A 22,094-nucleotide genomic window follows, 5' to 3' on the forward strand; every position below is an offset into this window, starting at 1 on the left:
CAGGAAAGATAATCATGTCACAAATCGTTCATTTCCAGGGCAACCCGGTTACAGTCGCCAATTCCATCCCACAAGCGGGTAGCAAAGCGCAGACTTTTACTCTCGTGGCAAAAGATCTGTCTGACGTCACCCTCGGTCAGTTTGCGGGCAAACGCAAAGTGCTGAACATTTTCCCGAGCATTGATACCGGTGTTTGCGCCGCATCAGTACGTAAGTTTAACCAACTGGCAACCGAAATCGACAACACGGTTGTGCTGTGCATCTCCGCCGATCTGCCGTTTGCTCAGTCTCGTTTCTGCGGCGCGGAAGGTCTGAACAACGTTATCACTCTCTCCACTTTCCGTAACGCTGAATTCCTGCAAGCTTACGGCGTTGAGATCGCTGAAGGCCCACTGAAAGGTCTGGCAGCACGTGCGGTTGTGGTAATTGATGAAAATGATAATGTGATCTTCAGTCAGTTGGTCAATGAAATCACCACCGAGCCGGATTACGAAGCAGCTCTCGCGGTACTGAAAGCGTAAATTATTATGCCTGATGGTATTGCGCCATCAGGCATTTATCCCACTTATTCTTCGCTCTTCTTCTGACTCAATCCATATTCCCGCAATTTATTGGCAATCGCGGTGTGTGAAACGCCCAAACGTTTTGCCAGTTTGCGCGTACTGGGGTAATTGCGATAAAGCTGGGTTAATACCGAACGTTCAAAACGGCTGGTGATTTCGTCCAGCGAACCTTCCATAGCATCTTCACCAACGGCCACAGTTGCAGCGTCATAATCCGGCAGCAAAATATCCTGCGGACGCAGTTCATAACCTTCCAGTTGCGTCAGTGCGCGGTAAATGGCGTTTTTCAACTGCCGCACGTTACCCGGCCATGCATAACGTGTAAGCACGGTATTTAGATCTGCAGCTAATTTCGGACGCGGCACGCCCTGCTCGTCAGCAAATCGGGCAACAAATAGCTCGGTTAACGGCATGATGTCCTGCGGACAGTCCCGCAGCGGCGGCAGATTTAACGTCAGCACGTTCAGACGATAATAGAGATCTTCGCGGAACATGCCTTTTTGCACCAGCTCGACCAGATTCTTCTGCGTCGCGCAAATTACCCGCACATCCACATGCACTTCGTGGTCTTCCCCAACGCGACGGAAAGTGCCATCGTTGAGAAAACGCAATAATTTTGCCTGCATTCGCGGCGACATCTCGCCAATCTCATCCAGCAAAACCGAGCCGCCGTTCGCCTGTTCGAAGAATCCTTTTTTCCCCTCTGGCGCATGTCCGAAGAGTTCACTCTCTACAGCATCTTCTGGAATAGAAGCACAGTTCAGCGCCAGATAAGGTTTACTCGCTCGCGGGCTTGCCTGATGACAAGCGTAAGCAAAGAGATCTTTACCCGTGCCGGTATCACCCGTGATCAGCAGCGGCGCGCTTAACATTGCTAACTTTTGCGCCTGCTCTACCGCATGCTTCATTTTAGGACTGATGGCGACAATCTGACTGAAAGCGCTGACATCCTGGGCAGCCACATTTTGCAACTGACGGCCCATACGGATTGTTGAGCGCAGCATCACTACCGCACCGGTCAGGACATGCTGGTCGTTTTCATCCTGAAGATAGACTGGCGTTATCTCCATCAGAAAATTTTGTCCATTAATCACTACATGTTCGTTATGTGAATCCTGCGGGTCGCTCTCAAGCCAACGTAAAAAATTAAATCCGTTAATCAATTGCGCAGCGGTATGATTGCGTAAGCGATCCAGTTTTTGCCCGAATAGCTGACAGCTCGCCGGGTTTGCCATGTCCACCTTGCTTTTCATATCGACAGAAAGCACGGGTTCAGGCAATGCTTCAAGCAATGCGCTCAACGCCTGATGTTCTCGCTCGGAAGGCATCCACGGCACAGTGCGCACATCGGTAACGCCCGCGATACGGCGTATTTCCGCCATCAAACTGCTGAAACTGTCAAAGTCCAGTTCGGCAAAATTCAGGTAAATCCGCCCGATTGGGTCAATCTCAATACCGCGTAAATCGATGCCTCTTAACACCAGTAGGTCGAGCAATTCGCGGGTCAGACCGAGTCGGTCTTCACAAAAGACTTCCAGACGCATGGGAACCTTCACATGAAAAAGAACAATAAATATGATGATATGACACTATTCGAGTAGCAGGAAGGTTTCTGTCAACAAACATTGACACAACGATGGATAAACGGGCACTTCGGCGTAAAGGTATCCGATCAGTGCCCGAAAGTGCACTATTTTTCGCCGGACGTTTTGCTCTTTTGTAACGTCTCTTTTACCTGACCGATGAGCTGACGACGGAAATCACCCAAACGTGGTTTGTCATTGTCAATCCACGGCAGCGGGCGGCAAAGTTCCATAGCTTTGATCCCCAGTCGTGCGGTCAGTAACCCGGCACCTATTCCCTGAGCGGCGCGAGTAGACAAGCGCGCGGCGAGATCCTGCGACATCCAGTCCATCCCCACTTCACGTACCAGTTCGCTGGCACCCGCGAAAGCGATATTCAGCAAAACCAGTTTAAACAGGCGCAGACGGCTGTAATACCCCAGTTCAATGCCATACAGCGTGGCGATGCGATTAATCAAACGCAGATTGCGCCAGGCGATGAAGGCCATATCCACCAGCGCCAGCGGGCTGACCGCAATCATCAACGTCGATTCCGCCGCTGATCGGCTGATTTCGCGCCGCGCCTGGGCATCTAAAACCGGCTGGAGCAGATGAGCATACAAACTAACCACTTCACGATCGTTCTGCGTTTCATGGATTGAGGCATACCAACGCTGCAGCGCCGGATGAGACTGATCGATTCCCGCCTGCTGCGCCAGTTTTTCGCAAAATGCGCGGCCTTTACCCGTGCCGTGGCTGTGCAACAAATCGCGTGCTTCGTCGCGTTCGTGTGCACGCTGGCGCAAGCGCCATAAGCGCCGCCATTCTGTTACCACAGAACCCACGCCAGCGCCGATTATCAATGCCCCAGCGGCACAACCGCCCAGCGCCACCCAGTCCTGAGTTTGCCAGGCGTTCATCGTCCACTGCACACCCTGACCAACAACGCTTGCGCCAAACAGCGCCAGCCCGCCCATCACCATTTTGCGCCACAGACTGCGTTTCGGACGTAACGCTGCGTCCATCACCGCTTCAATTTGCCCCTCTTCTTCCTGTGCTTCATCGAGCGTTGCCGGGGCAAAATTTTGCGCCTGACTTTCGTCAAAGGTCTGCTGCGCCCTGAATTTTGGATTCTGATCGACCTCCAGCGGACCGTCGAAATCAATACGTGGTTTTAACGGTTCGGTCATCGCAATTTATCTCCTATTAAAAATTCCAGCGCAGCATCAAGACGAATATGCGGCAGCGGTTTGTCGACATCCATCACCTGCGGACGAAACGCCTCAAACTGGAAGCCTTGCTTATCCCAGAACGCCTGACCAGGCAAACGTGCGGGAACTTCGCCAGGATAAACAGTGAGCGGTGCGCCATCGCTGAGTCGATTACCGCGCAGCGCCGGGATTTTCTCACCGTTAACATCAATAATGCCGCTGGTGGTCGCCTGAACTGACGCCAGCCCCAGGCAGTCCATGCTGATCCCTTCGAACGCCGCATTTTGCCAGGCATCCTGAATCAGTTGTTGCAGTAATGAAACCATATTGGCGTGCTGATCGATGGTCACATGGTCCGCTTTAGTAGCAGCAAACAACAGTTTGTCGATTACCGGCGAGAACAAGCGCCGGAACAGGGTACGCTGCCCGTAGTGGAAACTTTGCATCAGCTGCGTCAGCGCCAGACGCATATCATTAAATGCCTGTGGCCCACTGTTGAGAGGTTGCAGGCAATCCACCAGCACAATCTGGCGGTCAAAGCGCAGAAAATGATTCTTATAGAACCCTTTCACCACCTTCTCACAGTAATAATTAAACCGCTCGCGCAGCATTCCGGCGTTGGTGTGTTTATCGGCCTGCGCCAGTTTGGACTCGCCCCAGGCATCGACATCAGGCCACGGGAAGAATTGCAGCGCGGGCGCTCCTGCCATATCACCAGGCAAAACAAAGCGCCCTGGCTGAATAAAGTGCAGCCCCTGCTGTTTACACTGGTGGAGATAATCGGTCCACGCGGCGGCAATATCCGCCAGTCGGTTTTCGTCGGCAGGCGCTAACGGATCCAGCCCTTCGCTCATCATTCGCCATTTCGCCGACCATTCGCCGCGCTGACCATTGAGTAAACCCGTCATCTGCCGCGACCAACTTAAGTAATCCTGCGCCAGCATCGGCAGGTCGAGCAGCCATTCGCCGGGATAATCCACAATCTCCAGATACAGCGTGGAGGTGTCTTTGAAGTGACGCAGCAGTGAATCATTCGATTTAAAACGTAGCGCCAGGCGGATTTCACTGACGCCGCGCGTTGGCGTCGGCCAGGCGGGAGGATCGCCATATAACTGCGCCAGCCCTTCATCATAGGTGAAGCGCGGAATACCAAAGTCACGCTGGGGAATGCGTTTTACGCCCAGCAGGCGCTCTTCACGCACCGCGCTTAATAGCGGCAAGCGTGCTCCGGCATGAATATTGAGCAACTGATTAACCATCGCGGTGATAAACGCTGTTTTGCCGCTGCGGCTAAGTCCGGTTACAGCGAGGCGCAGATGTCTGTCGACACCCCGATTCACCAGCGCATTAAGTTCATTTTTAAGTCGCTTCATTGCTGTCCTGTGCCAGAAAGCCGTAGAAAGGATTAGATACTGGAGATAATAATGTGGGTTAATTTTGATTTATCAAATGAATAAGCGGCGTTATTTACACCGCTCAGGCAATAATTTGTTAACCTTTGACCTTCGGCATTTCGATGTCTTTCAGTCCACCGACGTTCTCAACGTGGGTATATCCCATCTCGTTGAGGATCTCTTTTGCCTGCCCGGACTGGCGTCCGGCGTTGCAATACACTTTCACGGTGTCGTTTTTATCCGGAACGGCGGTGGCTATGCGCTCTTTCACTTCCTTTAGGGGAATATTGATGGCCCCCTGAACGTGCTCTTGCTGATACTGCTCTGGAACACGAACATCTATCCAGTGTTCAGCGGCGAAAACAGGCAGTGAAAACACCAGAGTCAGGGCAAGTAAGCCTTTTTTAAACATATAAGTATCCTTCTATGGATGAAAATTGCCATCCATTATACGCCTGAGATCTAACAATTTTTGCGGAACTCCCCTCACCTTTTATAACGCTGCGCCAGTTTATTGGCCGCCCGACTTAATAGCGGTTCCAGCGCCACAGCCAGCAACATTTTCAGCGGTCGGCGAGCAACTGATTTTATCGCCCAACCAGCCACACCCGCCGGGCCATAGCGCAGTGCGGTAAGAAGTACCAGCTTGCCTGCTAATTTGAAACCAGGCTTCATCTTTTGCCCGGCCTGTTGCCAGCGAGTATTCATAACTTTCCTCACAGTTGACGGAAACGACTACGTAGCGTGAAGGTGTCGGAAGTGACATAACGTTCCATCTCGCGTAAACGCGTTTCACTGGCCGCCAGTTCACGGTCGACTTCATCCAGCAATTCGCTGCTGGAAGGTTGTTGTTCACCAAACGCCATGTTGTCAGGCATTGGATCAAGCGCAAATGACAAAATGATGTAAGCAACCAGGGTAAACAGCGCCAGGCCGAAGAAAATCGACAGCACCACCAGAATACGTACCAGTTTTACCGGTACATCAAAATAGTTAGCAATCCCGGCACAGACCCCGCGTACCATGCCCAGTTGTGGAATGCGCCATAATTTTTTATTGAGATTAATACCCGCCATTAGCGATCCCTCCAGTTCGGATGTTCAGCATCAAGAATGGATTCCAGCGCCTGAATACGCTCGCGCATCCGTTTTGCTTCATCAGCCAGTTGCGCTAATCGCTGTTGTTCGCTTTGCGAAAGCTCTCCACGACTGGAGCGGTTGCTGTAATGCAGCCATAACCAAATCGGTAAAACAAACAGCACAAAGATGGTTAACGGAATAGCCAGAAATAGCGCGCTCATAAGGACTCCTTAAGGGATGAGCGGCGGCGTGTTCGGACGCCGCCAGGATGTTATTATTGATTGTCTTGCTTCATTTTGGCTTTTAATTGTGCCAGTTGCTCGCTGATTGCATCATCAGCTTTCAGCTCGGCAAACTGATCATCCAGCGATTTTTGTTTGCCGAAACTGTGGCTTTCCGCTTCTGCTTCCATCTGGTCGATACGGCGCTCGAAAGATTCGAAACGGGCCATCGCTTCATCCAGTTTGCCACTGTCCAACTGACGACGCACATCGCGCGACGAGTTTGCGGCCTGATGACGCAACATCAATGCCTGTTGGCGAGCACGAGTTTCGCTCAATTTGTTTTCCAGCTCGCCAATCTCTTTCTTCATACGCACCAGCGTATCGTCCACCAGCGTCACTTCATGTTCCAGGGACTTAATCAGATCGGTCAGTTTCTGTTTTTCAATTAACGCCGCACGCGCCAGGTCTTCTCTATCTTTCAGCAGTGCCAGTTCGGCTTTTTCCTGCCACTCAACTTCACGCGCCGACGCTTGTTCAATACGGCGAGTCAGCTGTTTCTTTTCCGCCAGCGCACGTGCCGAAGTAGAACGCACTTCAACCAGCGTGTCTTCCATTTCCTGGATCATCAGACGCACTAGTTTCTGCGGATCTTCCGCTTTCTCTAACAGAGCGTTGATGTTGGCATTCACGATGTCGGCAAAGCGAGAAAAAATACCCATAATGTTGTCCTCTTGATTTCTTCGTTCAGGATTGTCCTGCTGAACTGTTAATACAATTTGCGTGCCAATTTTTTATCTTTTTGATTTATAAAGATCTGATTGAAGAATCAACAGCAACATGCCAGGATGAATTAGCGAATTACACTAACAAGTGGCGAATTTCATCATGACAGAATACAAAGATATCTTACTCGGTGAGGCGAACAGCTTTCTCGAAGTTTTAGAGCAGGTTTCGCATCTCGCACCGCTGGACAAACCGGTGCTCATCATCGGCGAGCGCGGAACAGGTAAAGAGCTGATCGCCAGCCGTCTGCATTATCTCTCCTCTCGTTGGCAAGGGCCGTTTATTTCCCTTAACTGCGCGGCGTTAAATGAAAATCTGCTGGATTCCGAACTATTTGGTCACGAAGCGGGGGCGTTTACCGGTGCGCAAAAACGTCATCCAGGCAGATTTGAACGTGCCGACGGCGGTACGCTGTTTCTTGATGAACTCGCTACGGCACCGATGATGGTGCAGGAAAAATTATTGCGCGTGATTGAGTATGGTGAACTGGAGCGCGTTGGCGGCAGCCAGCCATTGCAGGTGAATGTGCGGTTGGTATGCGCGACGAATGCCGATCTTCCGGCGATGGTCAATGAAGGTACTTTTCGCGCTGACCTGCTCGACCGGCTGGCTTTTGATGTTGTGCAACTGCCACCACTGCGCGAACGCGAAAGCGACATTATGTTGATGGCAGAACATTTTGCCATCCAGATGTGTCGGGAAATCAAACTGCCTCTGTTCCCGGGTTTTACCGAGCGCGCCAGAGAAACGTTGCTGAATTATCGCTGGCCGGGAAATATTCGTGAATTGAAAAACGTGGTGGAACGTTCGGTGTATCGCCACGGCACCAGCGATTATCCGCTTGATGACATCATTATTGATCCCTTTAAACGGCGTCCATCTGAAGAAGCCATCGTCGTTTCAGAAACTACTTCGCTTCCGACGCTGCCGCTGGACTTACGCGAGTTTCAGATGCAGCAGGAAAAAGAGTTGCTACAGCTCAGTTTGCAACAGGGGAAATATAACCAGAAGCGCGCAGCTGAATTGCTGGGGTTAACCTATCATCAGTTCCGCGCGTTGTTGAAAAAGCACCAGATTTAGCATTTGGGCAATGCAACTTGCCGGATGCGGCGTGAACGCCTTATTCGGCCTACAAAATCAATACGTCGTTTGTAGACCTGATAAGCGCAGCGCATCAGGCATTATTGCGTTGGCCTTCGCTTCTGCGTATTAATCTCTCAGCGCATCCTGCAAAATTTTCATTGCCGCATCGAATTGCGCATCCGGGATGGTCAGCGGATACAGGAAACGAATCACGTTGCCGTATGCGCCACAGGTCAGGAGTAGCAGCCCCTGCGCCAGCGCACGTTGCTGGATTTTCTGCGCAATCTCCGCTGACGGTTCGCCCGTTTGCGGATCGTTAAACTCTGCTGCAATCATCGACCCCAGACCACGTACTGCCGCGATCGCCGGAGCGTTTTCTTTGGCCTCAATCAGCGTGTTTGTCAGGCGCTGGCCCAGTTGATTCGCGCGTTCGCAAAGTGATTCTTTGTCGATAATGTTGAGCACCGCGTGCGCGGCAGCCACCGCCAGCGGGTTCCCGGCGTAGGTACCGCCAAGCCCGCCCGGCGCGGGGGCGTCCATAATATTCGCGTTACCGACCACGCCTGAAAGCGGCATCCCGCCCGCGAGGCTTTTCGCCATGGTCATTAAATCCGGCTTATCGGCGTAGTGATCCATGGCAAACAATTTACCTGTACGCGCAAAACCGCTTTGCACTTCATCGGCAATCATCACGATGCCGTGTTCGTCGCACAAGCGGCGAATGGCAGAAACCAGCTCTTTTGGCGCCACGTTGAAACCACCCTCGCCCTGCACCGGTTCGAAAATAATCGCCGCCACCTGCTTCGCTTCAATGTCCGATTTAAACAAGCGTTCGATGGCGTCAAGGGAATCTTGCGTCGAAATGCCCTGTAAATCTGACGGATAAGGTACGTGATACACCGAACCGGGGAACGGGCCGAAACCGATTTTGTACGGCGCGACCTTTCCAGTTAATGCCATAGTCATATACGTACGACCATGGAAGCCGCCGCTAAACGCAATCACGCCAGGGCGTCCGGTATGGGCGCGGGCGATTTTCACCGCGTTCTCAACCGCTTCCGCACCGGTGGTGAAGAACGCGGTTTTAGCCTGCCCGCTCACCGGAGCCAGGGCGTTGATTTTCTCCGCCAGGGTGACGTAGCTTTCGTATGGCACGATCTGATACGCCGTGTGGGTAAACTGTTGCAGTTGCTGTTCCACTGCCGCCACCAGTTCAGGATGGCGATGTCCGGTGTTCAGCACCGCGATGCCTGCGGCGAAATCGATATATTCGTTGCCTTCAACATCCTTCAGCGTGGCATTTTCAGCCGACTGGGCGAAGAAGTTACACATCACGCCAACCCCGCGCGGGGTGGCAGAAAGACGACGCTGATGGAATTCATTGTTGCTCATGTTTCACACCTTTTGACTCTTCACTGTTAATCTGAATTTAAACGCCCAGACGATCGCGCAGGCTGTAATAAGCCGCGCCCATCGCGGTAAACGGCACGCGCAGCGTACGCCCGCCGGGGAACGGGTAATGCGGCAGATTGGCGAAGGCATCGAAGCGTTCGGCGTCACCGCGCAGCAGTTCGGCAATCAAACGCCCAGCGAGATGGGTACAGGTCACGCCGTGGCCGCTGTAGCCCTGCATGTAATAAATGTTGGTATCAAGGCGACCGAACTGCGGCATCCGTGAAAGGGTCAGCAGGAAGTTGCCCGTCCAGCGGTAATCAATTTTCACGCCCTTCAGCTGCGGGAAGGTTTTCAGCAGTTTCGGCACCACAAGACGCTCAACGTCATCCGGGTCGCGCGCGCCGTACACCACACCGCCGCCGTACAGCAGGCGGTTGTCGGCGGTAAGACGGTAGTAATCAAGCAGATAATTACAGTCTTCCACGCAGTAGTTTTTCGGGATCAGCGAACGGGCTAACTCATCGGAAAGCCGTTCGGTAGTGATCACCTGCGTGCCGCACGGCATACTGCGTTTCGCCAGTTCCGGCTCCACTTTATCGCCCAGGTACGCATTCCCGGCGACAATCACATACTTCGCCGTCACCTGGCCTTTGGCAGTGCGCACCACGGCGGGCGTAGTGTGCTGGATCTGCGTCACCGCAGAAAGCTCATACACACGCCCGCCGTTGAGACGAATGGCATCGGCTTCACCAATGGCGAGGTTCAGGGGGTGAATATGCCCGCCGCTGTGATCCAGCAGCGCGCCGGTATAGCGATCGCTGGCGACTTCACGACGAATGGCGTTGGCATCCAGCAGCTCCAGCTGTTTATTGCCGTAACGTTCCCAGTTCTCTTTCTGCTCTTCCAGAGTCGCGAGCTGTTTATCATTCATCGCCACAAACAGGCCGCCGGGGCGGTAGTCGCAGTCAATCTGATAACGTTTGATACGTTCGCGGATGATCTCACCACCCTCAAACATCATGCTGCCAAGCATACGGGCGGTGTCCATGCCGTAGCTTTTTTCGATAACGTCGATGTCGCGGCTGTAGGAGTTCACAAGCTGCCCGCCGTTGCGCCCGCTGGCGCCAAAGCCGATACGTGAGGCTTCGAGAACCACCACGTCAAAGCCCGCTTCTGCCAGATGCAGCGCGGAGGAAAGCCCGGTATAGCCGCCGCCGACCACGCAAACATCACAGGTGATTGACTCATTCAGTATGTCGAATGGCGCGTATTTATTCGCACTGGCGGCGTAGTAACTGCTGGTATGTTCGGTCATTTCAGGCCTCCAGGCTTATCCAGATGGTTTTAAGTTCGGTGAATTTTTCCAGCGCGTGCAGGGATTTGTCGCGACCATTGCCGCTCTGCTTATAGCCGCCAAACGGCACGGTCATATCGCCGTCGTTGTAGTTATTGACGAAGACGGAACCAGCTTTCAGGCGGCGGCTCATGCGGTGCGCACGGGAGAGATCGCGCGTCCATACCGCCGCGCCGAGCCCGTACTGGCTGTCATTAGCAAGCTGTAGCGCCTGATCTTCTGATGTGAAACGCGTGACCACCAGCACCGGGCCGAAAATCTCTTCGCGACTTAAGGACGCATTCGGGTCCACATCCACAAAGATGGTCGGGCCGATGGCCGCTGCCAGTTCGGCGTTGCGTCCATCCAGCAGCAGTTGCCCTTTGCCTTCGCCTTCACGAATAAAGCTATGCACCGAGTCGGCGTGAGCGCTGTCGATTAAGGTGCCCATGGTGGTCGCGGGATCAAGCGGGTGGCCCGGCTGCCAGTTTTGCGCCTGCTGTTTTAACAGGGCTAAGAATTCATCGGCGATGCTCTCTTCCAGCAACAAACGCGTTCCGGCGATGCACACCTGGCCCTGGTTGTAGAAGATACCTGCGGCTGTTGCGCTCGCCGCTTTTTGCAAATCCGGGCAGTCGGCGAAAACGATGTTGGCGCTTTTGCCACCCGCTTCCAGCCAGACGCGTTTCATGTTGCTGTCGCCAGCATCTTTCAGCAGCTGTTTCCCGGTGCGGGTTGAACCAGTAAAGGCAATGGCGTCGATATCGTTATGACGAGACAGCGCCTGGCCCGCTTCATGACCAAACCCCGTCACCACGTTCAGCACGCCATCCGGCAGACCTGCTTCTTTCGCCAGCCCCGCGAGACGAATCGCACTGAGCGGTGATTTTTCAGATGGTTTTAGAATCACGCTGTTCCCTGCCGCCAGCGCTGGGCCAAGCTTCCAGCAAGTCAGCAGCAGCGGAAAGTTCCACGGTACAATGGCAGCAATCACGCCGACCGGTTCACGCACGATCATCGCCAGCTCATGGCTACTGGTGGTCGCCACTTCGCCATACACTTTGTCGATCGCTTCGGCGTACCAGCGAATGGCGCGCGCCGCGCCGGGAATATCATCACGCAGGCTGTGACGAATCGGTTTGCCGGTGTCGAGAGTTTCCAGCAGTGCCAGCTCTTCGGCGTTGACTTCCATTAAATCGGCGAGTTTATTCAGCACCGCTTTACGTTTTGCCGGGGCGGCCTGCGACCAGTCGCCGCGTTCAAATACGCCGCGTGCTGCGCTCACCGCACGGTCGATATCGGCGCTCTTGCCGCGCGCGATATTCGCCAGCGGTGCTTGGGTGACCGGATCAACGGTTTCAAAGGTTTCATTTTCCGCCGCAGCGGTATATTCACCGTTAATAAATAAGCGGGTTTCAATGGCGAGACTTAACGCTTTATCCTGCCAGTAAGCCAGATGATGAAAATTCATTATGACTCCTGTTTCACGTCTATCAGATATATGCAGTTTGTGAACGTCAGGGCGCAGAGATCCCCGGGCAATGAGCCCGTTTATTTCTGGCGACATTCTTTATAGATTGCCTTTATAGCTAGCCGGGTGGCGTTTCGCTTACCCGGCCTACAAAAGCAAAAAGATTAAAACGTGGTGGGCGTATGGGCGCTGATAATTCGGCAAATGCCTGCCGACGTATTACTGAAACTGTGCGGGATGCCGGTATTAATTGCATAACTTTGCCCCGCGACGAGGTGGTAATCCTGACCATTAATGGTCAGAACAATTTCACCTTCCAGTACAGTGCCTATTTCCTCACCCTGATGCTTAATTCTTTCCCCAGTGGTTGTGCCCGGCTGGTACGTTTCAAAGATCATCGCCAGCGTGCGATTCGGGTTACCGTTATGCACCAGCTTCATCGACACACCCTGACTGCCCATTTCAATTAAGTCGTCCTGATTAATGACGACCTGCGGTTCATCAGGTTTTTCCGGCTCGGAAAAGAATTCCGAGAGTGACAGACCATACACCTTCAGTAGCTTTTGCAGCGTACTGATGGCAGGGCTGACTTTATCTTGTTCTATCGTACTGATAGCACTGTGAGTCAGCCCGGAGAGTTCGGCGGCACGACGTTGTGAAAGCCCCTGCTGCTGGCGGATTTCTGACAAGCGTTTTCCTGGCGCCAGTCCCTCATCACTCATATTTGCATTTCCTTAACTGTAGTGGTCAGAGTCGCTGTTTTTCAGCGATATGGTTCTGACAAGCGGTGATAAAGCCCTCGAACAATATACGCGAAAGCGCGTACTCGCTACTGTTCCATTCCGGGTGCCACTGTACGCCCAGCGCGAAAGGATGATTGATGACGCTCACCGCCTCAACCAGGCCATCCGGCGAGCGAGCTTCAACACGCAACTGCGGGCTAACGACCTTCGCCCCTTGTCCATGCAGAGAGTTTACCCAAAAGTTGCTACATTCAGGTAACAATGCAGACAGTAATCCCCCCTCTTCAACCTGAACTTCGTGCGACGGCGCATATTGCTGCTCCACCGGCAGTTCGGGATCTTCACGATGTTCCAGCAATTCAGGCTGTTCGCACAGTTTGCGATGCAACGACCCACCGGTTGCTACCACCAGTTCCTGTAACCCCCGGCAGATGGCGAAAATGGGGATGCGCCTTTCGAGTGCGGCATTAATTAACGCCATGCTCAGAAGATCACGCCCGGGATCGGCGTCAGGCTCATCGCCGTTTTCACCATATAGGTGCGGCTGCACATTGCTGGGGCTACCTGGAAGATAAATGCCATCAAGTTTAGGCAGCAGTTCTTCAAGTAATGACGGTTCCGCCAGCGCATGTGGCAGCGCAATCGGTAAACCGCCCGCGTGGACGATGGCATTCAGGTACTTTTCTTGCAGAGTCTGGGTCGTATGACCCTTAAGCCTGTTCCTGCACATTACGACACCGATAACCGGATTGTTCATTATATTTTCCATGCTCAATCTCACAAAGTGGACTAAATTATCGCCATTAATGCGGTTTAAATGACCTTTATGTTCAATATTTTTTCAATCTAGCAGTGGGTTTTCATTTTTGCAAACTCAATTTAACATTTGACAAACATTTAGTTTGCATACAGATTCGAATGGTGGTCATTATATTTTACGCTTTGCTAACGAGCGGAAAACAAACCAAAGGCGAAGAATCATGGAAACCAATATCGTTGAAGTAGAGAACTTTGTTCAGCAGTCAGAAGAGAGGCGGGGTAGCGCCTTTACGCAGGAAGTGAAACGCTACCTGGAGCGCTACCCGAATACACAATATGTTGATGTTTTACTTACTGATTTGAATGGTTGTTTCCGTGGGAAACGCATTCCTGTTTCAAGTCTGAAGAAGCTGGAGAAAGGGTGTTATTTCCCGGCCTCGGTGTTTGCAATGGATATTCTGGGCAATGTAGTAGAAGAAGCGGGCCTGGGTCAGGAAATGGGTGAACCAGATCGTACTTGTGTGCCAATACTCGGTACCTTAACCCCTTCTGCCGCCGATCCAGAGTTTATCGGTCAGATACTCCTGACCATGGTCGATGAAGATGGCGCTCCCTTTGACGTTGAGCCGCGGAACGTACTTAACCGCCTGTGGCAGCAGCTACGCCAGCGCGGATTGTTCCCGGTTGTAGCGGTAGAGCTGGAGTTCTATTTACTGGATCGCCAGCGCGACGCTGAAGGGTATCTGCAACCGCCCTGCGCGCCCGGCACCGATGACCGCAATACACAAAGTCAGGTTTACTCGGTTGATAACCTCAACCACTTCGCCGATGTGCTCAATGATATTGATGAACTGGCGCAGTTACAGTTAATTCCCGCCGACGGTGCGGTCGCCGAAGCCTCGCCGGGTCAGTTTGAAATCAACCTTTACCATACCGATAACGTGCTGGAAGCCTGCGATGATGCGCTGGCGCTAAAACGCCTGGTGCGCCTGATGGCAGAAAAGCATAAGATGCACGCCACTTTTATGGCGAAGCCGTATGAAGAGCACGCGGGCAGCGGGATGCATATCCATATCAGTATGCAAAATAATCGTGGCGAGAACGTGCTTTCTGACGCAGAAGGCGAAGATTCGCCGCTGCTGAAAAAGATGCTCGCCGGGATGATCGACCTGATGCCGTCATCAATGGCGCTGCTGGCGCCGAACGTGAATTCCTATCGCCGCTTCCAGCCAGGCATGTATGTGCCAACGCAGGCGTCGTGGGGCCATAACAACCGCACCGTCGCCCTGCGTATTCCGTGCGGCGATCGTCATAACCACCGCGTGGAATATCGCGTGGCAGGTGCCGATGCCAACCCATATCTGGTGATGGCAGCGATTTTTGCCGGTATTTTGCATGGCCTTGATAACGAACTGCCGTTGCAGGAAGAAGTAGAAGGCAACGGGCTGGAGCAGGAAGGCTTACCCTTCCCGATTCGCCAGAGCGATGCCCTGTGGGAGTTTATCGAGAACGATCATTTGCGCCGCTATTTAGGTGAGCGTTTTTGCCATGTGTATCACGCCTGTAAAAATGATGAGTTGTTGCAGTTTGAGCGCCTCATCACAGAAACAGAAATTGAGTGGATGTTGAAAAACGCATAGTACCCCTTGCGGGGTTGTTTCATCGGCCTGAGCGGAGCCAGGCCTGACATTTGCTGGTAATCCAGACATTTCCCGGATGTCGCGTTATGGAGCGCAGGCGGCAACGGGCTTCCGTTAACGATTAAGACTGTGACGAGGAAATGAGATGATGCCGATGATTAAATCCCCGCATGGCGAGGGAGGCTGCGTGTGCGCCCTTCCTGCGACTGACTGGACTCCGCCCCCTTTGCTTCCCTTGCTAAACAGGTTTGATTTCAGGTCGACACGACCGCAAACCTTATTACGCAGGGGAGGCAACAATTATGGCTATTAATTCACCACTGAATATTGCTGCGCAACCCGGCAAAACTAAACTGCGCAAGTCGCTGAAGTTGTGGCAGGTGGTGATGATGGGTCTGGCCTATCTCACGCCAATGACCGTGTTCGATACGTTTGGCATCGTTTCCGGTATTAGCAACGGTCACGTTCCGGCATCTTATTTGCTGGCGCTGGCGGGCGTGCTGTTTACCGCTATCAGCTACGGCAAACTGGTTCGCCAGTTCCCGGAGGCAGGTTCGGCCTATACCTACGCGCAAAAGTCGATTAACCCGCACGTCGGTTTTATGGTCGGCTGGTCATCGCTGCTGGATTACCTCTTTTTGCCGATGATCAACGTCTTGTTGGCGAAGATCTATCTCTCCGCCCTCTTCCCGGAAGTGCCACCGTGGGTGTGGGTGGTGACGTTCGTCGCCATCTTAACTGCCGCGAACCTGAAGAGCGTCAACCTGGTCGCCAACTTCAATACCCTGTTTGTGCTGGTGCAAATCTCCATCATGGTGGTGTTTATCTTCCTGGTGGTTCAGGGGCTGCATAAAGGAGAAGGCGTTGGCACCGTCTGGTCACTTCAGCCGTTTATCAGCGAGAACGCGCACTTGATCCCGATTATTACCGGGGCGACGATTGTCTGTTTCTCGTTCCTCGGTTTCGATGCGGTGACCACGCTTTCGGAAGAGACGCCGGACGCCGCACGCGTGATCCCGAAAGCCATCTTCCTGACGGCGGTCTACGGTGGCGTTATCTTTATTGCGGCGTCGTTCTTTATGCAGCTGTTCTTCCCCGATATCAGCCGCTTTAAAGACCCGGATGCCGCGCTGCCGGAAATTGCGCTGTACGTCGGCGGCAAGCTGTTCCAGTCGATTTTCCTCTGCACCACGTTTGTGAACACGTTAGCGTCTGGCCTGGCTTCACATGCCAGCGTGTCGCGTCTGCTGTATGTGATGGGGCGTGACAATGTGTTTCCGGAGCGCGTGTTTGGCTATGTGCATCAGAAATGGCGGACTCCGGCGCTGAACGTCATTATGGTCGGGATTGTCGCGATGTCGGCGCTGTTCTTCGATTTAGTTACCGCCACAGCGTTAATTAACTTCGGCGCGTTGGTAGCGTTTACCTTCGTTAACCTGTCGGTGTTCAACCACTTCTGGCGGCGCAAAGGAATGAATAAAAGCTGGAAGGAACACTTCCACTATTTATTAATGCCGCTGGTTGGCGCGCTGACGGTGGGCGTGCTGTGGATTAACCTCGAAGCCACCTCGCTGACGCTGGGTCTGGTATGGGCTTCGTTAGGCGGCGCATATTTGTGGTATCTGATCCGCCGCTATCGCAAAGTGCCGTTGTATGATGGTGACAGAACGCCGGTGAGCGAAACGTAATAGTCGGATACACGGCGCATTATCCTGCCTGAGGGTAATGCGCCGCGCCATTAACTATAAAAAGATGTATGACCCGGATCACGAGTGCTATCATCCGCCCTTATGCTTAGCGCATTAACTCCAGGGGCAAACAATGAACCACGATATCCCATTAAAATATTTCGATATTGCCGATGAATACGCAACTGAATGCGCAGAACCTGTCGCAGACGCAGAACGCACACCGCTGGCCCATTACTTCCAGTTACTACTCACCCGTTTGATGAACAATGAAGAGATCAGCGAAGAAGCCCAGCATGACATGGCCGCTGAAGCGGGGATTAATCCCGCGCGCATTGATGAAATCGCAGAGTTTTTGAATCAATGGGGTAATGAATAATTATTTAATTGCAGACGCTCGGTCAGTATCGTTGCCCGGATAAATCGTTCACGGCGCATCCGGCTATAAATGACACGCACCGCAGCCTGCTTTAATGGGTTTCTCACGATCGTCCCGCTCTGCTCTTCGCTAAGTTGTTCTGTGAGTTATAGTTATAGAGAAATCACGGGTACGAATGTTGAACAGATGGCGACGCCACCTGTTCAACGACCAACCACACGGCCCTCATTACGACCCCTGAACACAAACGGTAATGGCAAATGTCATTAAATATTAGTAAGATAGCCTCTTTACATAAAATCCCTTAATATTATGCGCCAGGTATTATCGTCTCTTTTGGTGATTGCTGGACTTGTGAGTGGTCAGGCAATAGCCGCGCCTGAATCCCCCCCGCATGCTGATATCCGCGACAGCGGTTTTGTCTATTGCGTCAGCGGGCAAGTCAACACCTTTAACCCATCCAAAGCGAGCAGTGGGTTAATTGTCGATACCCTTGCCGCCCAGTTTTATGATCGACTGCTGGATGTCGATCCGTATACCTATCGCCTGATGCCGGAACTTGCCGAAAGCTGGGAAGTGCTCGACAACGGCGCAACCTATCGCTTCCACCTGCGTCGCGATGTCCCGTTTCAAAAAACCGCCTGGTTTACTCCCACTCGCAAAATGAATGCCGATGATGTGGTGTTTACCTTCCAACGGATTTTTGACCGCAATAATCCGTGGCATAACGTCAACGGCAGTAACTTCCCCTATTTCGACAGTCTGCAATTTGCCGATAACGTTAAAAGTGTCCGCAAGCTGGATAATCACACCGTTGAGTTCCGTCTCGCCCAGCCGGATGCATCCTTCTTATGGCACCTGGCGACCCACTATGCGTCGGTAATGTCTGCCGAATACGCCCAGAAATTAGAGAAAGAAGATCGCCAGGAACAACTCGACCGTCAACCGGTCGGCACCGGACCGTATCAATTGTCGGAATACCGCGCCGGGCAATATATTCGCTTACAACGTCACGATGAGTTCTGGCGTGGCAAACCGTTGATGCCGCAGGTGGTGGTGGATTTAGGCTCCGGCGGTACAGGACGATTGTCGAAACTCTTGACCGGTGAATGTGACGTTCTGGCCTGGCCTGCCGCCAGCCAGTTATCCATTTTGCGCGACGACCCGCGTTTGCGTTTAACGCTACGCCCGGGGATGAACGTCGCCTATCTGGCGTTTAACACCGCCAAACCGCCGCTAAATAATCCGGCTGTCCGCCATGCGCTGGCGTTGGCTATCAATAACCAGCGCCTGATGCAATCCATCTATTATGGTACGGCTGAAACTGCGGCCTCTATTTTACCGCGCGCCTCGTGGGCTTATGACAACGAGGCTAAAATTACTGAATACAACCCAGCGAAATCGCGCGAACAACTGAAAGCGTTGGGGCTGGAAAACTTAACGCTGAAACTGTGGGTACCGACACGATCGCAGGCATGGAACCCCAGTCCGCTGAAAACTGCCGAACTGATTCAGGCGGATATGGCGCAGGTTGGCGTGAAAGTGGTGATTGTGCCGGTAGAAGGTCGTTTTCAGGAGGCGCGGTTGATGGATATGAGCCATGATCTGACGTTATCTGGTTGGGCGACGGACAGTAACGACCCGGACAGTTTCTTCCGTCCGTTACTGAGCTGCGCGGCTATTCACTCGCAAACCAACCTTGCCCACTGGTGCGATCCGAAATTCGACAGCGTGTTGCGTAATGCCCTCTCCTCGCAGCAACTGGCGGCGCGTATTGAAGCTTATGATGAAGCGCAAAGCATTCTGGCGCAGGAACTACCCATTCTGCCGCTGGCCTCATCACTGCGCTTGCAGGCCTACCGTTACGATATTAAAGGTCTGGTACTGAGCCCGTTCGGTAACGCCTCCTTCGCGGGGGTGTATCGCGAGAAGCAAGAAGAGGTGAAAAAACCATGATTATCTTCACCTTACGTCGTATTTTGTTATTAATCGTCACCTTATTCCTGCTGACCTTTGTTGGCTTCAGTTTGAGCTATTTCACGCCACACGCGCCGTTACAAGGCGCTTCACTGTGGAATGCCTGGGTGTTCTGGTTTAATGGACTGATCCACTGGGATTTTGGTGTTTCCAGCATTAACGGCCAGCCTATTGCCGAACAGTTAAAAGAAGTCTTTCCGGCAACGATGGAGTTGTGCATCCTCGCCTTCGGTTTTGCGCTGATTGTCGGGATCCCGGTGGGCATGATTGCCGGGATTACACGCCATAAGTGGCAGGATAACTTGATCAACGCCATCGCCTTGCTGGGCTTTTCCATCCCGGTGTTCTGGCTGGCGCTTCTGTTGACGCTGTTTTGTTCACTCACGCTAGGTTGGCTGCCCGTTTCAGGGCGTTTCGATCTGCTCTATGAAGTGAAACCGATTACCGGCTTTGCGTTAATTGATGCCTGGCTTTCGGACTCACCGTGGCGGGACGAAATGATCATGAGCGCACTTCGCCATATGGTGCTACCGGTGATTACCCTGTCAGTTGCGCCAACAACTGAAGTGATCCGATTGATGCGTATCAGCACCATCGAAGTCTATGACCAAAACTATGTGAAAGCGGCGGCGACTCGCGGTTTGTCGCGCTTTACTATTTTGCGTCGCCACGTGCTGCATAACGCGTTACCTCCGGTTATTCCTCGCCTGGGCTTGCAGTTTTCCACCATGCTGACGCTGGCGATGATCACCGAAATGGTTTTTAGCTGGCCGGGTTTAGGGCGCTGGTTAATTAACGCCATCCGCCAGCAGGATTACGCAGCCATTTCCGCCGGAGTGATGGTGTGCGGTTCATTGGTCATTATTATTAACGTGATATCTGATATTTTGGGTGCCATGGCTAACCCTCTGAAACATAAGGAATGGTATGCCTTACGATAGCGTATACAGCGAGAAGCGCCCGCCGGGCACGCTGCGTACTGCCTGGCGCAAATTCTATGGAGACGCCGCTGCGATGGTCGGCCTGTACGGCTGCGCGGGGCTGGCGGTGCTGTGTATTTTTGGTAGCTGGTTTGCGCCTTACGGCATCGACCAGCAATTTCTTGGTTATCAATTGTTGCCGCCGTCATGGTCACGCTATGGCGAAGTCTCGTTCTTCCTTGGGACCGACGACCTGGGACGCGACGTTTTGAGCCGTTTATTGAGTGGCGCAGCACCTACCGTGGGGGGCGCATTTATGGTGACGCTCGCCGCGACGATTTGTGGTCTGGTACTTGGCACCTTCGCCGGTGCAACGCACGGTCTGCGGTCAGCGGTACTAAACCATATTCTGGATACTTTGCTGGCGATTCCGTCCCTGCTGTTGGCGATTATCGTAGTAGCATTTGCCGGACCGAGTTTATCGCACGCCATGTTTGCCGTCTGGTTGGCACTGCTGCCGCGTATGGTACGTTCGATTTACAGCATGGTTCATGACGAACTGGAAAAAGAGTACGTTATCGCCGCCCGTCTGGATGGCGCAACGACGCTGAATATTCTCTGGTTTGCGGTGATGCCTAACATCACCGCCGGACTGGTCACCGAGATCACTCGCGCATTGTCGATGGCAATTCTCGATATCGCCGCGCTGGGCTTTCTTGACCTCGGCGCACAACTGCCCTCGCCTGAATGGGGCGCGATGCTTGGTGACGCGCTGGAACTGATTTATGTCGCCCCGTGGACCGTAATGCTGCCAGGTGCGGCAATTATGATTAGCGTGTTGTTGGTTAACCTCCTTGGCGATGGCGTTCGTCGTGCGATTATAGCGGGGGTGGAATAATGCCATTATTGGATATTCGTAACCTGACTATTGAATTTAAAACCGGTGATGAATGGGTTAAAGCCGTCGACCGCGTGAGTATGACCTTAACCGAAGGTGAAATTCGCGGTCTTGTTGGCGAATCCGGCTCCGGCAAAAGTTTGATTGCGAAAGCGATTTGTGGGGTGAATAAAGATAACTGGCGTGTTACCGCTGACCGAATGCGTTTTGATGATATCGATTTGCTGCGTCTCTCCGCACGCGAACGGCGCAAACTGGTTGGTCACAACGTGTCGATGATCTTTCAGGAACCGCAATCGTGTCTTGATCCATCGGAACGTGTGGGTCGCCAGTTGATGCAGAACATCCCGGCCTGGACCTATAAAGGCCGTTGGTGGCAGCGTTTTGGCTGGCGCAAACGCCGCGCCATTGAGTTGCTACACCGCGTGGGGATTAAAGATCATAAAGATGCGATGTGCAGTTTCCCTTACGAGTTGACCGAAGGTGAATGCCAGAAAGTGATGATAGCCATTGCACTGGCGAATCAACCGCGTCTACTGATTGCCGACGAACCGACCAACTCGATGGAGCCAACAACGCAGGCGCAAATTTTCCGCCTGTTGACGCGTCTCAACCAAAACAGCAACACCACCATTTTGCTTATCAGTCATGACTTACAAATGCTTAGCCAATGGGCGGATAAAATTAACGTGCTTTATTGTGGCCAGACAGTGGAATCCGCGCCAAGTAAGGAGCTGGTGACAATGCCGCATCATCCTTACACCCAGGCGCTGATACGCGCGATACCGGACTTTGGCAGTGCGATGCCGCATAAAAGCCGCCTCAATACCCTGCCGGGCGCAATCCCACTGCTGGAACAATTACCGATTGGTTGTCGTCTGGGACCGCGTTGCCCTTATGCACAACGAGAATGCATTGTAACGCCGCGTCTGACGGGAGCGAAAAATCATCTCTATGCCTGTCATTTCCCGCTGAACATGGAGAAAGAGTGA

General features: G+C 52.9%; 23 protein-coding genes. 10 read left to right on the forward strand and 13 right to left on the reverse strand.

The annotated features are described in order from the left end of the window. The first annotated feature begins 14 nt into the window (after nt 1-14). The gene (gene tpx / locus D9738_RS19275; protein WP_064527317.1) at nt 15-521 is read left to right on the forward strand and encodes a thiol peroxidase; all 507 of its coding nucleotides are present in this window, start codon (nt 15-17) and stop codon (nt 519-521) included. 44 nt (nt 522-565) lie between these two features. Here the strand turns inward: tpx and tyrR are convergent, their stop codons facing one another. The 8 genes from tyrR to pspA form a co-directional block, all read right to left on the reverse strand. Continuing rightward, nucleotides 566-2,107 carry a transcriptional regulator TyrR gene (gene tyrR, locus D9738_RS19280; RefSeq protein ID WP_130208787.1) on the reverse strand — a complete coding sequence of 514 codons (1,542 nt, stop codon included), beginning with the start codon at nt 2,105-2,107 and terminating at the stop codon, nt 566-568. 146 nt (nt 2,108-2,253) lie between these two features. Continuing rightward, on the reverse strand, nt 2,254-3,315 hold the full coding sequence (locus D9738_RS19285; RefSeq protein ID WP_130260913.1) for a YcjF family protein: 1,062 nt from the start codon (nt 3,313-3,315) through the stop codon (nt 2,254-2,256). Next, nucleotides 3,312-4,709, reverse strand: a complete 1,398-nt coding sequence (locus D9738_RS19290) for a YcjX family protein (RefSeq protein ID WP_130260914.1) — start codon at nt 4,707-4,709, stop codon at nt 3,312-3,314. The genes D9738_RS19285 and D9738_RS19290 overlap by 4 nt, the downstream gene beginning before the upstream one ends. 118 nt (nt 4,710-4,827) lie before the next feature. Further along, nucleotides 4,828-5,142 carry a thiosulfate sulfurtransferase PspE gene (pspE, locus tag D9738_RS19295; RefSeq protein WP_064527288.1) on the reverse strand — a complete coding sequence of 105 codons (315 nt, stop codon included), beginning with the start codon at nt 5,140-5,142 and terminating at the stop codon, nt 4,828-4,830. Nucleotides 5,143-5,216: 74 nt separating this feature from the next. Next, entirely contained in the window at nt 5,217-5,438 is a 222-nt protein-coding gene (gene pspD, locus D9738_RS19300; protein ID WP_096839698.1) for a phage shock protein PspD, read from the reverse strand. Between the two features lie 8 nt (nt 5,439-5,446). Next, a complete protein-coding gene (gene pspC / locus D9738_RS19305) occupies nt 5,447-5,806 on the reverse strand; it encodes an envelope stress response membrane protein PspC (protein ID WP_130260915.1) in 360 nt (119 codons plus the stop codon). Beyond that, nucleotides 5,806-6,030, reverse strand: a complete 225-nt coding sequence (gene pspB, locus D9738_RS19310; protein ID WP_001274965.1) for an envelope stress response membrane protein PspB — start codon at nt 6,028-6,030, stop codon at nt 5,806-5,808. Before pspB ends, pspC begins: the two co-directional genes overlap by 1 nt. Before the next feature lie 53 nt (nt 6,031-6,083). Continuing rightward, complete coding sequence (gene pspA / locus D9738_RS19315; RefSeq protein WP_000511019.1) at nt 6,084-6,752, reverse strand: phage shock protein PspA; 669 nt, start codon at nt 6,750-6,752, stop codon at nt 6,084-6,086. Between the two features lie 166 nt (nt 6,753-6,918). On the opposite strand from pspA, the gene pspF reads away from it, so the two are divergent. Next, a complete protein-coding gene (gene pspF / locus D9738_RS19320; RefSeq protein WP_130260916.1) occupies nt 6,919-7,896 on the forward strand; it encodes a phage shock protein operon transcriptional activator in 978 nt (325 codons plus the stop codon). A 129-nt stretch (nt 7,897-8,025) separates the two neighbouring features. On the opposite strand, the gene puuE is transcribed toward pspF, so the two are convergent. From puuE to puuD, 5 genes are all read right to left on the reverse strand, one after another. Beyond that, complete coding sequence (gene puuE / locus D9738_RS19325) at nt 8,026-9,291, reverse strand: 4-aminobutyrate transaminase (RefSeq protein WP_130260917.1); 1,266 nt, start codon at nt 9,289-9,291, stop codon at nt 8,026-8,028. Between the two features lie 37 nt (nt 9,292-9,328). Then, a complete protein-coding gene (puuB, locus tag D9738_RS19330; RefSeq protein ID WP_130208799.1) occupies nt 9,329-10,609 on the reverse strand; it encodes a gamma-glutamylputrescine oxidase in 1,281 nt (426 codons plus the stop codon). 1 nt (nt 10,610) lies between these two features. Next, nucleotides 10,611-12,098: an aldehyde dehydrogenase PuuC gene (puuC, locus tag D9738_RS19335; protein WP_130260918.1), complete on the reverse strand. Its 1,488-nt coding sequence runs from the start codon at nt 12,096-12,098 to the stop codon at nt 10,611-10,613. 164 nt (nt 12,099-12,262) lie between these two features. Then, nucleotides 12,263-12,820, reverse strand: a complete 558-nt coding sequence (gene puuR / locus D9738_RS19340) for an HTH-type transcriptional regulator PuuR (RefSeq protein ID WP_001278727.1) — start codon at nt 12,818-12,820, stop codon at nt 12,263-12,265. A 25-nt stretch (nt 12,821-12,845) separates the two neighbouring features. Beyond that, nucleotides 12,846-13,610, reverse strand: coding sequence for a gamma-glutamyl-gamma-aminobutyrate hydrolase (puuD, locus tag D9738_RS19345; RefSeq protein ID WP_130260919.1), 765 nt, complete (start codon nt 13,608-13,610; stop codon nt 12,846-12,848). A gap of 211 nt (nt 13,611-13,821) precedes the next feature. Here puuD and puuA point away from each other — a divergent pair, with 211 nt between their 5' ends. From puuA to sapD, 8 genes are all read left to right on the forward strand, one after another. Then, nucleotides 13,822-15,240, forward strand: a complete 1,419-nt coding sequence (gene puuA / locus D9738_RS19350) for a glutamate-putrescine ligase (protein ID WP_130216076.1) — start codon at nt 13,822-13,824, stop codon at nt 15,238-15,240. A gap of 148 nt (nt 15,241-15,388) precedes the next feature. After that, on the forward strand, nt 15,389-15,553 hold the full coding sequence (locus D9738_RS19355; protein ID WP_130208911.1) for a hypothetical protein: 165 nt from the start codon (nt 15,389-15,391) through the stop codon (nt 15,551-15,553). Next, nucleotides 15,543-16,928 (forward strand): putrescine/proton symporter PuuP, encoded by a 1,386-nt coding sequence (gene puuP / locus D9738_RS19360; protein WP_130260920.1) that lies wholly within the window; start codon nt 15,543-15,545, stop codon nt 16,926-16,928. The genes D9738_RS19355 and puuP overlap by 11 nt, the downstream gene beginning before the upstream one ends. Nucleotides 16,929-17,061: 133 nt before the next feature. Next, a complete protein-coding gene (locus tag D9738_RS19365) occupies nt 17,062-17,307 on the forward strand; it encodes a YmjA family protein (RefSeq protein WP_130208809.1) in 246 nt (81 codons plus the stop codon). A 312-nt stretch (nt 17,308-17,619) separates the two neighbouring features. Next, on the forward strand, nt 17,620-19,263 hold the full coding sequence (gene sapA, locus D9738_RS19370; RefSeq protein ID WP_130208811.1) for an ABC transporter substrate-binding protein SapA: 1,644 nt from the start codon (nt 17,620-17,622) through the stop codon (nt 19,261-19,263). After that, a complete protein-coding gene (gene sapB, locus D9738_RS19375; protein ID WP_064527260.1) occupies nt 19,260-20,225 on the forward strand; it encodes a putrescine export ABC transporter permease SapB in 966 nt (321 codons plus the stop codon). The genes sapA and sapB overlap by 4 nt, the downstream gene beginning before the upstream one ends. After that, nucleotides 20,212-21,102, forward strand: a complete 891-nt coding sequence (sapC, locus tag D9738_RS19380; RefSeq protein WP_130260921.1) for a peptide ABC transporter permease SapC — start codon at nt 20,212-20,214, stop codon at nt 21,100-21,102. Before sapB ends, sapC begins: the two co-directional genes overlap by 14 nt. Then, nucleotides 21,102-22,094, forward strand: coding sequence for a peptide ABC transporter ATP-binding protein SapD (gene sapD / locus D9738_RS19385; RefSeq protein WP_130260922.1), 993 nt, complete (start codon nt 21,102-21,104; stop codon nt 22,092-22,094). Before sapC ends, sapD begins: the two co-directional genes overlap by 1 nt.

The sequence above is a fragment of the Escherichia sp. E10V5 genome (assembly GCF_004212315.1).
In the GTDB taxonomy this organism is placed as follows: Bacteria; Pseudomonadota; Gammaproteobacteria; order Enterobacterales; family Enterobacteriaceae; genus Escherichia.